Origin of the sequence: Lysinibacillus sp. NPDC056232, from assembly GCF_042267565.1 — a bacterium.
In the GTDB taxonomy this organism is placed as follows: Bacteria; Bacillota; Bacilli; order Bacillales_A; family Planococcaceae; genus Lysinibacillus.
The window spans coordinates 48,365-62,022 of the sequence record NZ_JBHJTF010000029.1 but is presented as its reverse complement, the minus strand read 5'-3'; the positions used below and the strand labels follow the sequence as shown (position 1 = coordinate 62,022).

Sequence of the window (13,658 nt, the reverse complement as noted above, 5' to 3'; positions counted from 1 at the left end):
CACTAATTTCAATATACTGAAAAAGTAATTTTTTTTATTTCTTTTTTCTTAATCATTTACGTACATCTTGATTATATTCTTCCCCAAAAAATATTAGCTTTTTAAATAGTATATGCAAAAATAAAGGTAATATATTCTAAAAACTTCAAATTAAAGACTATTAAAATAGATTAATTATTCATTTATATGGAAGTATCTAACTGGTAATAATAATAGCTACTTGATGTAGCGAGGTTGATCTGCTCATTATTAGAAACGTAACTCTATACGTTGGTGCAGAAATGTCTATATTGTAAATAAAAAGAAAACAATTTATCATAAAACTATTAACGTACAATTTTCTCTTGATTATATGTAAGAAAGAATAGGTGAAATGTATACATATGAAAAATCGCGTTGTCCAATTGCTATTTGTATTTACAATAGCAGTAATTATGATCATATTCTTAAATAAGTCTGTTATTTCCTTATATACCTTAATCGGCATACTATTACCTATCACAATTATAGGGATTTCCTTCGTTATCTTTATTGAAAATCGTTCCCCGCAAAGTACATTGGCTTGGTTTTTAGTATTAGCCATTCTCCCAGTTATCGGTGTACTTTTGTACTTGCTATTCGGAAGAAGTCGCTGGAGAAGAAAGAAACATTTATCTCGTTCAGAAGAAAAAAGGAAGTTATTCCGTGAAATTTTAGCAGGAAGAAGTTTTAATTTAAAACCCTCTTCCCCTTTAAATGAACGATCCACCTATTTGACCCAAGTTATACAAAAGTTTGGCGGTGGTCCTGTTGCTAATGATACAGCAACAAAACTCTTAACAAACGGAGATGAAACATTTACCGAAATCCTACAAGCGATTGAAAATGCAACACATCATATTCATATTCAATACTATATTTATCGCTCAGATGAAATCGGTACAACAATTCGAGATGCCTTAATAAGAAAAGCAAAATCTGGCGTGCTCGTACGCTTTCTTTACGATGGACTTGGCAGTAGTAAATTGCGTAGGAGTTTCTTACAACCAATGAAAGACGTGGGAATTGAAGTAGTCGAATTTGATTCTATTCTTTCGCCGTGGCTATTAGAAACCGTCAATTATCGTAACCACCGTAAGATTGTGATTGTAGATGGGACAATTGGTTTTACAGGCGGACTCAATGTCGGAGATGAATATCTTGGTCGTTCGAAGAAGTTTCCCATTTGGCGTGATAGCCATTTAAAAATAGAAGGAAAAGCCTTATATAAACTGCAGGCCATTTTCCTAGAAGATTTTCTCTATGCCACGAGTAGTTTAAATACTGAATCTTGGAATCACTTTATGGATAGCACATACTTTCCAAGTCAAGGCGCTCATCAGGCAGAAGGTGCCGTACAAATCGTTGCGAGTGGACCTAGCTCAGAAGATACAAGTATTCGTAATGCTTTATTGAAAATTATGGGCTCTGCAAAAAAGTCCATTTGGATTGCTACTCCGTACTTCATTCCTGATCAGGAAACATTAACTTTATTACGTTTGAGTGCACTTTCCGGCGTAGATGTCCGTATTTTATATCCTGGAAAAGGCGATAGCATCATTAGTGATCAAGCATCCCAATCATACTTTACACCACTTTTAAAAGCGGGCGTCTCCATTTACCGCGTTAAAGATGCTTTTATGCATGCTAAGATTGTACTTGTTGATGATGAAGTTGCAACAATTGGTACAGCAAATATGGATATTCGTAGTTTTGAGCTTAATTACGAACTCATTGCTGTCCTATATGAAACTAAAACGGTTCTAGATATTAAAAATGATTTCGTACAAGATTTTAAAGACTCCATAGAAATTACATGGGCGTCATTTCAAAAGCGAAGTATTCAAAAACGCATGCTTGAATCTCTTACGCGACTCATTTCTCCGCTACTGTAAATTTAAAAGGATTCATACACAGTTTTGTGTATGAATCCTTTTTTGCTCTTTGGACGGTGGATGTCGATAAAAATGAAAAGTTGGTCGATAATTCCTGAAAGTGTTTCGATAAAACTAAAAAGTTGGGATGTCATGTGAATTGGTTGATTTGCCGAAGAGCCCTACTTTATTTAGTTTGAGGCAATAGTTTTTCAACAAATGAAAAGGTGGTATGAAAAAATTCATACCACCCTTTATTAAATCAATTATGCCTCGGCATAATTGCGTCCGGAATCGACTTTGTGCTTAGGCCTGCACGAGGGCCAACATGATGTTGGTCACTCAGTCGTGTGTTGTTGTTGTTGTTGTTGTTGCCGCTTCGCTTTCGCACAAATAAAACCCTGTTGCTGCCGCTTCGCTTTCGCACAGATAAAACCCTGTTGCTGCCGCTTCGCTTTCGCACAGATAAATTGCCACAGGACGTGGCGTTTTTAGACTGAGTTCCTTTATTTCAGCGGGTGTTTGAACACCCGCTGAAAGAAGTTAAAGCTCTCCTGCTTTTAATTTTCCATGCCAGTCTTTTAAGAATGGAATATCTTCTTCTTGAATAGCGCCTGATTCATTAGCTGCTTCTATTAAATAATCGAAATTTGTTAGAGATACATATTTAATGCCCGCCTCATCGAATGCTTGTTCAGCACGTGGAAGATTGTAAGTGTAGACACAAACAACGCCCAGTACTTCACAGCCTGCTGCGCGTAAGGCTTCTACAGCTGTAATCGATGAGCCGCCTGTAGAAACGATATCTTCTACGACTACAACTTTTTGACCTGCTGCGTATTTTCCTTCGATTTGGTTACCACGGCCATGCTCTTTTGCTTTAGAGCGCACGTAAACCATAGGTAATTCTAAAATATCACTTACCCAAGCAGCATGTGGAATGCCTGCTGTTGCTGTACCTGCTACGATTTCTGTTGGTCCAAAGTTTTCCTTAATTAAAGATGCTAGACCGTTTGCTAATTGCTTACGAATTACAGGGTCAGAAATTGTTAGGCGTGTATCACAGTAAATTGGAGATTTAATGCCTGATGCCCATGTGAATAGTTCTGTTGGATTTAATTCGACTGCGCCTACTTTTAACATAGCGTGTGCGATTTCATTTTGTAATGTCATATTTATGCCTCCCATAATTCACTTACGATTTTATATGCTGCTACTGGATCTTGTGCACCTGTAACGGCACGTCCAACGACGATTAACGAAGAACCGTCACATTTTGCGCCGTCTGGTGTTGCAATGCGCTTTTGGTCGTGTGCGTCGCCACCTGCTAATCGGATACCAGGTGTCACACGTAAGAAATCTTCACCGCATGCTTCAGCAATCGCTTTTGCCTCATGTACGGAGCAGACAACACCATTTAAACCAGCTTGTTTTGTTAAGCTTGCGTAATGTAATACAGATTCCTGTAGAGATAAAGCAATTTTTTGCTCTGCTTGCATTTGCTTTTCTGTTGTAGAAGTCAGCTGTGTTACGGCAATTAATGCCGCACGTTCACGTCCTACAGGCGTACCGGCTTCAAGCCCCTCTAGTGCTGCCTCCATCATCGGACGTCCACCTGCCGCATGAACGTTGACTAAATCTACCCCTAATTTTGCTAGACCTTTCATAGCAGAACCCACTGTATTAGGAATATCGTGTAATTTTAAATCTAAAAAAATATCATGACCTAGATCTTTTACCTTGCGTACAATATCCGGCCCTTCCTGCATATATAATTCCATACCAATTTTCACGAAAAGAGGCTCGTTAAAGTGCTTTAGAAAGCTGAATACTTCTGTTTCTCCAGGAAAATCTAGTGCAAGTATTGGTTTTGTATTCATGAACGATGGCTCCTTCCGATAATATCTGAAATATGCTCTACTCCTAATTGATCGAGCTTTGCTGGTAGTTCATCAATTATATTTGGACAAACGAAGTGATCCACAAAGTTTGCTGTTCCAACAGCAACTGCCGATGCGCCGGCCGACATAAAGTCTATAACATCCTGCGCTTCTGTCACACCACCCATCCCAATAATCGGAATATTGACAGCCTTATACACCTCATAGACCATGCGAATCGCCACTGGCTTTACGGCAGGACCCGATAAGCCGCCTGTACCATTGGCAATCACTGGCTTACCAGTACGCTCATCTAGACGCATACCGATTAGTGTATTAATCATTGTAATGCCATCTGCACCACCCGCTTCAACAGCTTGTGCAATTTCTACGATATTCGTTACGTTAGGAGACAATTTCACGTATACAGGCACTTCAGAAACAGCTTTGACAGCTTTCACTAGCTCACGTGCAGTTGCAGGGTCTGTACCGAATTGAATACCACCACATTTAACGTTCGGACAAGAAATGTTAAGCTCTAATGCTTTAACATTTGGTGCAGTTGAAATACGACGTGCTACTTCCACGTAATCTTCTGTTTCCGTACCAGCAACATTTGCAATGATTGGCACATCATACGCTTCTAGAAATTTCAATTCTTCATTCATTACTTTATCGATTCCGGGATTTTGTAAACCAATGGCATTCAACATCCCTGCTGCTGTTTCTGCGACGCGCGGAGTTGGATTGCCGGGACGTGTTTCCACAGTCGTAGCTTTAATCATAACAGCGCCGAGCTTTGATAAATCATAAAGCTGTGCATATTCACGTCCAAAGCCAAAGCAACCGGAAGCTGGCATTATTGGATTTTTTAAATCTAAACCTGGTAATTGAATGTTTAAACGACTCATAATGCCACCGTACCTTTCGGGAAAACTGGACCGTCAGAGCATACTTTGACATAGTCTTTTGCTACTTGATCTGTTGTTTTACATACGCATGCAAAACAAGCACCGATCCCACAGCCCATACGCTCTTCAAATGATAAATAACCTTCTTTTTCTGGATAAAAGCCTTCAAGTGCTTTTAACATTGGTAGCGGACCGCAAGAATAAAAGACATCAAATTCAGGTGCTCGGGACTCTAAAACATTTGTCACAAAGCCCTTTGTTCCTTTAGATCCGTCAACCGTTACATAATGCGTTTCTCCAAGGGCACTGAATTCTTCCTCATAGAAGCATACATCTTCCGTTTGGAAGCCAAGCACATGGATTGTTTTAACACCACGTGCGTTCAATTGCTTGGAAAGCTCGTGTAATGGAGGTACTCCAATTCCTCCACCAACTAGTAGGGCTGTGCCTCCCTCTTTTACTGCTTCTACTGGGAACCCATTACCGATTGGACCTAGAACATCGACTAGCTGTCCTTCACGATTTGTCGCTAACACTTTTGTTCCGCGACCTTCCGCACGATAAATCATTGTAAATTCGTTGTTATCTTTATCTATGTTTGCAATACTAATTGGTCGACGTAAAAGCGGCTCCATTGAATCTGACACCTTTACATGGACAAACTGGCCAGGTGTCATATCCTGAACCAGTTCTCCACGAAGTGTCAATTCGAAAATGTTTGTCGCAATTTGCTTTTGAGAGACGACCGTCATTTTCTCTTGACGAATCATATTAATGTACTACCTCCGCTTTTGGCATTTGTTCTGCTGTGAATGTCATTGATTCAATAACACGGACCATCGCTTCAGCTGTGTCTAATGAAGTTAAGCAAGGTACGCCGTTTTCTACAGACTCACGGCGAATTCGGAAGCCATCACGTGCCGGTTGCTTACCTTTCGTTAATGTGTTGACTACAAGCTGTGCCTCACCGTTTTGAATTAAATCGATTAATGTTTCACCTTTTGCACCGATTTTGCCAACTACATCTGTGCGTACGCCAGCCGCTTCAAACGCTTGAGCTGTACCTTCAGTAGCGACAATACGATAGCCTACTGTTGAGAAGCGTTTTGCAAGTGCAATTGCTTCCTCTTTATCTTTATCGGACACAGTGAACAATACTGTGCCTTCTGTGCGAATTTCCATGCCTGCTGCAACTAAACCTTTGTAAAGTGCTTTTTCTAATGTTGCATCTTTCCCCATTACTTCACCTGTTGATTTCATTTCAGGCCCTAGTGTAATGTCAACACGACGTAATTTAGCGAATGAGAATACTGGCACTTTCACGAAGACACCATTTTGCTCTGGCGCTAAACCTGTTGGATAGCCTTGTTCTACGATTGATTTCCCAAGAATTGCTTTCGTTGCAATATTCGCCATCGGAATGTTTGTAATTTTACTTAAGAACGGTACTGTACGAGATGAACGAGGGTTCACCTCAATGACAAATACTTCGCCCTGTGAAATAACATATTGAATGTTCATTAAGCCTATGATGCCAAGACCTTTTGCAAGGCGAGTTGTATAATCCACTAACGTATCTTTTTGCGCTTGTGTTAATTTTTGTGGCGGGTATACAGAGATAGAGTCGCCAGAGTGAACCCCTGCTCGCTCGATATGCTCCATAATACCTGGTATTAAGACATTTTCACCGTCACAAATGGCATCTACTTCAATTTCTTGACCCGTTAAGTAGCGGTCTACTAATACTGGATGATCTGGAGATGCTTCTACCGCGTTCTCCATATAATGTTGTAATTCCTCTTCGTTGTAGACAATTTCCATTGCGCGTCCACCTAGTACGTATGAAGGACGAACTAGTACCGGGAAGCCTAGGCGTTCACTAATAGCAAGTGCTTCCTCCGTTGATACAGCTGTTTGACCTAGTGGCTGTGGAATGTTCAATTCACGTAACGCTTGCTCGAATTTGTCTCGGTTTTCCGCACGGTCGATATCTTCAAGAGATGTACCTAGGATTTTCACGCCATTTGCAGCTAATTTATCAGCTAGATTAATAGCTGTTTGACCACCGAATTGTACAACTACTCCAATTGGTTGCTCAAGGTCGATAATATGCATAACGTCTTCGATTGTTAATGGCTCAAAGTATAATTTATCTGAAACCGAGAAGTCAGTTGATACTGTCTCTGGATTTGAGTTAATAATAATTGCTTCGTAGCCTGCTTCTTGAATTGCCCATACTGAGTGTACTGTTGCGTAGTCGAATTCAACCCCTTGACCAATGCGGATTGGACCAGAACCAAGTACAATAACTGATGGCTTGTCTGATTTGATCGATTCGTTTTCATCCTCATATGTGCCATAGAAGTATGGTGTTTCAGATTCAAACTCCGCTGCACATGTATCAACCATTTTGTATACTGGGATAATGCCATTTTCTTTACGATATGCATATACTTCTTCTGGTGTTGTTTCCCAAAGCTCAGCAATCTTCTTATCTGCAAAGCCTAGTCGTTTTGCTGTACGTAACACTTCTTTATCGTCTTTATTGTCAGCAAGTGTTTGCTCCATATCTACGATGTTTTTGAATTTATTTAAGAAGAATAAGTCAATGGCAGACCATTCATGGATTTGCTCAATAGTTACACCGCGACGAAGTGCTTCACCGATGAAGAATAGACGCTCGTCACCTGCTTTACGGATACGTTTTTCAATCCAAGAATCAGTGTTTTCTTCTGCATGTTTCAGCTCTAAGTGAACTTGACCTGTTTCAAGAGAGCGCACTGCTTTTAGCATAGCTTCCTCAAATGTACGACCAAGTGCCATTACTTCACCAGTCGCTTTCATTTGTGTACCAAGATTACGCTTTGCTGATTCGAATTTATCGAATGGCCAACGTGGAATTTTCGCCACGATGTAGTCTAGAGCTGGCTCAAAGCAAGCATATGTTGAACCTGTTACAGGGTTTTTGATTTCATCTAATGTTAAACCAACCGCAATTTTTGCTGCTAGTTTTGCAATAGGATAGCCTGTTGCTTTTGACGCTAACGCTGATGAACGTGATACACGAGGGTTTACTTCGATCACATAGTAATTAAAGCTATATGGATCAAGCGCTAATTGTACGTTACAGCCACCTTCGATTTTCAGTGCACGGATAATATCTAAAGAGATATTACGTAACATTTGGTTTTCACGGTCTGAGAGTGTTTGAGTAGGTGCCACTACAATAGAGTCACCAGTATGAATCCCAACTGGGTCAACATTTTCCATGTTACATACAACGATGGCGTTGTCAGCAGCATCACGCATTACTTCATATTCGATTTCTTTATAACCAGCAATCGATTTTTCAAGTAAACATTGTGTTACTGGAGAATATTTTAGACCAGATGTAACAATCTCCTCTAGATCTTGATCGTTGTAGCAAATACCGCCACCTGTACCGCCAAGTGTGAAGGCAGGACGAACAATTACTGGGTAGCCAATTTTCGCTACAAAGTTTTTCGCTTCGTCTAAGTTATGGATAATATCTGATTCAGGTACTGGAGCACCTAGCTCATACATTAAATTACGGAAAAGATCGCGGTCTTCCGCTTTATGGATCGCTTCTAATTTTGTACCAAGAATTTCAATATCAAGCTCATCTAAAATTCCTGATTTATCTAATTCAATCGCCATATTTAAACCAGTTTGACCACCAAGTGTTGGCAGGATAGCATCTGGACGCTCTTTACGTAGAATTCGTGATACAAACTCAAGTGTAATTGGCTCAATATATACTTTGTCGGCAATTTCTGTATCTGTCATAATTGTCGCAGGGTTTGAGTTTATTAAAATAACGCGGTAGCCTTCTTCTTTTAAAGAAAGACAAGCTTGTGTTCCTGCGTAGTCAAATTCTGCTGCTTGTCCGATTACGATTGGACCTGATCCGATTACTAAAATAGTTTCAATATCTGTACGTTTAGGCATGTTGTTTCCCCTTCCCTGCTTCTACTTCCATCATTTCGATAAATTCATCAAATAAGTGATTTGAATCCTCTGGACCCGGTGATGCTTCTGGGTGATATTGCACTGTGAAGATTGGATATTTCTTGTGACGCACACCCTCACAAGTACCATCATTTAATGCGATATGTGTTATTTCTAAATCTGTACCTTTTAATGAATCGATGTCGATTGCATAACCATGATTTTGAGATGTTAAATCTGTACGACCTGTGCGTAAATCTTTTACTGGATGGTTACCACCACGGTGACCGAATGGTAATTTAAAGCTTCGTGCACCACATGCTAGCGAGAAGATTTGGTGACCTAAGCAAATACCGAACATTGGCACTTTTCCAATTAAATTGCGTACTGTTTCAATGCCTTCTGCTACGTCTTCAGGGTTACCTGGACCGTTTGATAGCATAATGCCATCTGGATGCCACGCTAAAATTTCTTCTGCCGAAGTATTGTAAGGGACAACGAGTACGTCGCAATCACGTTTGTTTAACTCACGAAGGATACCGTGCTTCATACCATAGTCAATTAATACGACGCGTTTGCCACGACCTGGTGATGGGTAGGCTGCTTTCGGTGAAACTTCACGAACATGATGTGTAATCGCTGGTGTTGCCTGTAATTTTGCCACGATTTCATCCACATTCACTTCTTCATCAGCCGCTGTTAAAATAGCCTTTACTGACCCTTTACTGCGAATAATGCGTGTTAATTTTCGTGTATCGATTCCTTCAATCCCCGGGATATCCTTGGATGTTAAGTACTCATCTACTGTTAAGTCACAGCGGAAGTTTGAAGGTGTTTTTGCTAATTCACGAACTACAAATCCACGAATAGCCGGTGTGATCGATTCAAAATCATCACGGTTAATACCGTAATTACCGATTAAAGGGTAAGTTAACGTTACGATTTGTCCGTAGAATGAAGGATCTGAAATTGTTTCCTGATATCCTGTCATCCCTGTTGTGAATACAACCTCACCTTGTGAAGCGCGCTCACTACCGAACGCTGTACCTGTAAATACTGTGCCATCTTCTAAAATAAGTAAACGTTTTTTCATTACTCTGCCTCCTGGTATACGATATTGCCTTCAAAAATTGTAAGGACTGGCCATCCTTTTGCAGTCCAACCATTGAATGGTGTATTGCGTCCTTTTGATACAAAGCCTTCTGCATCAATTGTTTGCTCTTTATTTAAATCAATTAAAATCATATCTGCTGAAGCTCCAACTTCTAATGTGCCATATGGTAAATCAAATATTTGAGCTGCCTTTACAGACATCCAGTCAATCAACTGTTTTAACGTCCATTTCCCTGTTTCTACAAACTGTGTATAAAGTAATGGGAAGGCTGTTTCAAAGCCTACAATGCCAAACGGTGCGCCTACCATGCCACAGCATTTTTCTTCTACTGTATGTGGAGCATGATCTGTAGCGATACAATCGATTGTACCGTCTAGCAACGCTGCGTGAAGTGAGTCTTTATCATCTATTCCACGTAATGGAGGATTCATTTTCCAGTTTGCATCATCTGATGGAATATCCATTTCTTCAAGTAATAAATGGTGTGGGCAAACTTCTGCCGTGACGCGAATTCCTGCTGCTTTCGCATCACGTACTGCACGTACAGATTCCTTCGTTGATACGTGACATACGTGGTAGCGTGCTCCAGCGGCTTCTGCCAGTAGAACATCTCGTGCAATTTGCACAGATTCACAAATCGATGGAATTCCTGGTAAACCAAGCTCTTGATTACGTTTCCCTTCATGCATCACACCGTCGTAAATTAATGAGTTATCTTCACAGTGTGCGACAACAACCACATCGTGCTGTGCTGCATCTTTCATTTGCTCATACATTGTTGAAGCAAGCTGGATCCCAACACCATCATCTGAAAATGCGACAGCCCCATGTGCTTTTAATTCTTCAATATTTGTACGAACCTCACCTGAAATGTCCCTTGTTAATGAGCCGTATGGAAGTACTCGAATAGCTGCACTTTCTTTAATAAGTCCGTTAATCAGCTGCATGTTTTCTACTGAATCTGGCACTGGTTTCGTATTTGGCATCGCGCAAATTGTTGTGAAGCCACCTTTTGCTGCTGATGCTGAACCTGTAGCAATTGTTTCTTTATGTTCAAAGCCCGGCTCACGTAAATGTGTGTGAACATCGACAAAGCCTGGTGCAACAACTAAACCATTTCCTTCGATTACTTCTGCGCCTGCTACATCTACGTTTTGACCTATTGCAGTAATTTTGCCATCTGCCATAGCGATATTTACTGTATATAGCTCGCCTTGTTCATTTACCATTTGTACATTTTGAAGAATTTTTGTCATGTTACTCTCTCCCCTTTAAAATTGTTTCAACAATAGCCATTCGTGTATAAACACCATTTCGAACCTGCTCGAAAATTCTAGAACGCTCGCATTCTACTAGCTCTGAAGCAATTTCTACATCACGATTGACCGGTGCTGGATGCATGATAATTGCCTTTTCTTTCATTTGTTTCTCACGTTCAATTGTTAAACCGTACTCTTCATGATAGCTCTCTTTTGAGAAGCTTTTATTTACCTTATGACGTTCATGCTGCACACGAAGTAACATAATCACATCGCTTATTTCGATTAAATCATCCCAAGAATGATGTGCTTCGAAACTGCCTGCCCAGTCTTCTGGACAAAGGAAATGAACATTTGCCCCTAGTCGCTGTAACGCTAACGCATTCGATTTCGCTACACGGCTATGGCAAATATCTCCAGCGATTGTCACATTTAACCCTTCAAAAGAACCAAACTCTTTTTTGATTGTATAAAGATCTAATAGTGATTGAGACGGATGCTGACCAGTGCCGTCACCTCCGTTAATAATAGACACATTGATGCCTTCAAGTAGTTCATTGTAATATGCATCTTCCTTTGCACGAATGACTACTGCGTCCATACCAATCATTTCTAACGTCTTTACCGTATCGTACAATGTCTCTCCTTTAGAGACGCTCGAAAAGCTACCGTCAAATGGGATAACGATACAGCCAGCTTTGCGCTCTGCCATTTCAAAGCTTGTTTTCGTACGCGTACTTGGTTCAAAAAATAAATTTGCAACGTTGTACGGGCGAGATAACGATGATGCTTCACCATTCTCAAAAGCTTGCGCACGATCTAGAATGTGGTTAATTTCTTCAATTGTTAAATGTTCCATCGATAATAAGTTCTTCATTGTAACCTCCGTAGGGTTTGTTTCATGAACGTTTATGTAAAACGTTCTCTAAAATCAATTTCGCCTTGGCGTAATTGTTGCTGTCGCTACGTTAGCACTGCGCTTTCGCACAGATAAACAATGCGTCCGGATTTTGAATTGTGCTAAGGCCTGCAGGATGCAGGTCAGTTAGCCGTTTTCGCAGGATGCGAAGGTTTTAGGCTAACATCCTTATATTCATTCCTTTGAAAATCCGTGACAACCGCCGGAGGCTTTATCTTCATTCATCTCACCTTTCTTATAGGTGGGATGAATGAAGATAATAAAAGCCCCGTTGATGTCATCAACGAGGCATAAGGAGGCGTGACAAACTACAGCAGGATACACTCCTACTACTTGCTTATCTACAACTTCCCTTTTTTTGCCTCTCTGGACAATTCATTAAAAGGTACTTCTATGAATTTTCATTTTGATTGTACGGTACTGGTAGTTCCGCTTCTTTTTTACCTGGTAGAATGGCATTTAAAACAACACCGATAATCGCTGCTAATGCCATACCTTCAATACTCAGTGATTCTGAAATGACGAACTTTGCACCACCGATGCCAATGACTAAAATAACAGAGGCAATAACCAAGTTACGACTATTCCCAAAGTCGATATGATTATCCACTAACATTCGTAATCCACTTGCTGCAATTATACCGAAGAGTAAGATGGAAACCCCACCAAGTACAGCTGTTGGAATTGTTGCAATAACTGCCATTGCTTTCCCGAAGAATGATAGTAAAATGGCTACGACTGCTGCACCTGCAATAACGTATATGCTGTATACACGAGTGATAGCAAGGACACCGATATTTTCACCGTAAGTTGTTTTCGGCGGACCTCCGATTAATGCACTAATAAATGTACCAATTCCGTCCCCTAATAACGAACGATGTAAGCCTGGCTCTTTAATATAATCTCGATTGACAACTTTACCTAATACTAACTGGTGACCAATATGCTCTGAAATCGTTACGATAACGATTGGCACCATTGTTAGGAGCAGCTTTGTTGTGATTTCAAACTCATAGTGAACACCTGGGATTAAGAAGTCCGGTAGTGCAAAGAAATCTGCTTTCGCAATTGGTGAATAATCAACAATGTCGATCATCATTGAGTAAACATATCCTACAATTAAGCCAATTAAGATCGGCATTGTACTTAAAATGCCTTTAAAGGCAATCGTGAAAATTATGGCTGTAAATAATGTCACTAACGCTGCTGAGAAGTGTAAAAAGCTATATTTACCATCAACATTCATCGCCATATTAACCGCTGTCCCTGATAATCCAAGACCAATTACCATAATGACTGGCCCTACTACAATCGGCGGTAAAATTTTCATGATCCATTTATAGCCGCTTTTCCAAATGATTAGGGATACGATACCATATGTAATCCCGACTGCCATTGCACCAATCATTGCATGACCTGGATTTACACTGGTACCATCTTTATTTAAACCACCTGCCACTAGTAAAATCGGCGCAATAAAGGCAAATGATGATCCTAAATAAGCAGGTACTTGAAATTTCGTAATTAATAAGAAGAACAGTGTAGCAATCCCACTCGTTAAAAGGGCAATTGCTGGACTAAGACCTACCAACTGAGGAACTAAGATCGTTGACCCAAACATGGCAAACATGTGCTGGAAACTTAATGTCACTAATTGGACTGGGGTCGGTTTATCCTTAATATCTAATACTGCATTTGACATAATGTTTCCTCA

At 40.3% G+C, this 13,658-nt stretch carries 11 protein-coding genes; 1 reads left to right on the top strand and 10 read right to left on the bottom strand.

What is annotated here, in order from left to right; genetic code table 11:
* Positions 1-383 precede the first annotated feature (383 nt).
* Entirely contained in the window at positions 384-1,913 is a 1,530-nt protein-coding gene (locus tag ACFCYJ_RS19335) for a cardiolipin synthase (protein ID WP_376075953.1), read from the top strand.
* A 321-nt stretch (positions 1,914-2,234) separates the two neighbouring features.
* On the opposite strand, the gene ACFCYJ_RS19330 is transcribed toward ACFCYJ_RS19335, so the two are convergent.
* The 10 genes from ACFCYJ_RS19330 to ACFCYJ_RS19285 all read right to left on the bottom strand — a co-directional run bounded on the left by ACFCYJ_RS19330 (position 2,235) and on the right by ACFCYJ_RS19285 (position 13,646).
* Positions 2,235-2,369, bottom strand: a complete 135-nt coding sequence (locus tag ACFCYJ_RS19330; RefSeq protein WP_376075952.1) for a hypothetical protein — start codon at positions 2,367-2,369, stop codon at positions 2,235-2,237.
* Between the two features lie 66 nt (positions 2,370-2,435).
* Complete coding sequence (pyrE, locus tag ACFCYJ_RS19325; RefSeq protein WP_376075951.1) at positions 2,436-3,065, bottom strand: orotate phosphoribosyltransferase; 630 nt, start codon at positions 3,063-3,065, stop codon at positions 2,436-2,438.
* A gap of 2 nt (positions 3,066-3,067) precedes the next feature.
* Positions 3,068-3,772: an orotidine-5'-phosphate decarboxylase gene (gene pyrF / locus ACFCYJ_RS19320; protein WP_376075949.1), complete on the bottom strand. Its 705-nt coding sequence runs from the start codon at positions 3,770-3,772 to the stop codon at positions 3,068-3,070.
* Positions 3,769-4,683 carry a dihydroorotate dehydrogenase gene (locus tag ACFCYJ_RS19315; protein ID WP_376075947.1) on the bottom strand — a complete coding sequence of 305 codons (915 nt, stop codon included), beginning with the start codon at positions 4,681-4,683 and terminating at the stop codon, positions 3,769-3,771. Before ACFCYJ_RS19315 ends, pyrF begins: the two co-directional genes overlap by 4 nt.
* Positions 4,680-5,453, bottom strand: coding sequence for a dihydroorotate dehydrogenase electron transfer subunit (locus ACFCYJ_RS19310; RefSeq protein ID WP_376075946.1), 774 nt, complete (start codon positions 5,451-5,453; stop codon positions 4,680-4,682). The genes ACFCYJ_RS19315 and ACFCYJ_RS19310 overlap by 4 nt, the downstream gene beginning before the upstream one ends.
* A gap of 1 nt (position 5,454) precedes the next feature.
* Positions 5,455-8,652 (bottom strand): carbamoyl-phosphate synthase large subunit, encoded by a 3,198-nt coding sequence (gene carB / locus ACFCYJ_RS19305; RefSeq protein WP_376075944.1) that lies wholly within the window; start codon positions 8,650-8,652, stop codon positions 5,455-5,457.
* Entirely contained in the window at positions 8,645-9,745 is a 1,101-nt protein-coding gene (locus ACFCYJ_RS19300; protein WP_376075942.1) for a carbamoyl phosphate synthase small subunit, read from the bottom strand. Before ACFCYJ_RS19300 ends, carB begins: the two co-directional genes overlap by 8 nt.
* The gene (locus ACFCYJ_RS19295; protein ID WP_376075940.1) at positions 9,745-11,022 is read right to left on the bottom strand and encodes a dihydroorotase; all 1,278 of its coding nucleotides are present in this window, start codon (positions 11,020-11,022) and stop codon (positions 9,745-9,747) included. The genes ACFCYJ_RS19300 and ACFCYJ_RS19295 overlap by 1 nt, the downstream gene beginning before the upstream one ends.
* A 1-nt stretch (position 11,023) precedes the next feature.
* Positions 11,024-11,902 carry an aspartate carbamoyltransferase catalytic subunit gene (locus ACFCYJ_RS19290; protein ID WP_376075939.1) on the bottom strand — a complete coding sequence of 293 codons (879 nt, stop codon included), beginning with the start codon at positions 11,900-11,902 and terminating at the stop codon, positions 11,024-11,026.
* A 433-nt stretch (positions 11,903-12,335) separates the two neighbouring features.
* Entirely contained in the window at positions 12,336-13,646 is a 1,311-nt protein-coding gene (locus tag ACFCYJ_RS19285; RefSeq protein ID WP_376075938.1) for a solute carrier family 23 protein, read from the bottom strand.
* Positions 13,647-13,658 lie beyond the last annotated feature (12 nt).

Bases quoted from the DNA above. Each gene is read 5' to 3' on its own strand.
- pyrF (WP_376075949.1), bottom strand. From the start codon at position 3,772: ATGAATACAAAACCAATACTTGCACTAGATTTTCCTGGAGAAACAGAA.
- carB (WP_376075944.1), bottom strand. From the start codon at position 8,652: ATGCCTAAACGTACAGATATTGAAACTATTTTAGTAATCGGATCAGGT.
- ACFCYJ_RS19295 (WP_376075940.1), bottom strand. From the start codon at position 11,022: ATGACAAAAATTCTTCAAAATGTACAAATGGTAAATGAACAAGGCGAG.
- pyrE (WP_376075951.1), bottom strand. From the start codon at position 3,065: ATGACATTACAAAATGAAATCGCACACGCTATGTTAAAAGTAGGCGCA.
- ACFCYJ_RS19335 (WP_376075953.1), top strand. From the start codon at position 384: ATGAAAAATCGCGTTGTCCAATTGCTATTTGTATTTACAATAGCAGTA.
- ACFCYJ_RS19285 (WP_376075938.1), bottom strand. From the start codon at position 13,646: ATGTCAAATGCAGTATTAGATATTAAGGATAAACCGACCCCAGTCCAA.
- ACFCYJ_RS19315 (WP_376075947.1), bottom strand. From the start codon at position 4,683: ATGAGTCGTTTAAACATTCAATTACCAGGTTTAGATTTAAAAAATCCA.
- ACFCYJ_RS19300 (WP_376075942.1), bottom strand. From the start codon at position 9,745: ATGAAAAAACGTTTACTTATTTTAGAAGATGGCACAGTATTTACAGGT.
- ACFCYJ_RS19290 (WP_376075939.1), bottom strand. From the start codon at position 11,902: ATGAAGAACTTATTATCGATGGAACATTTAACAATTGAAGAAATTAAC.
- ACFCYJ_RS19310 (WP_376075946.1), bottom strand. From the start codon at position 5,453: ATGATTCGTCAAGAGAAAATGACGGTCGTCTCTCAAAAGCAAATTGCG.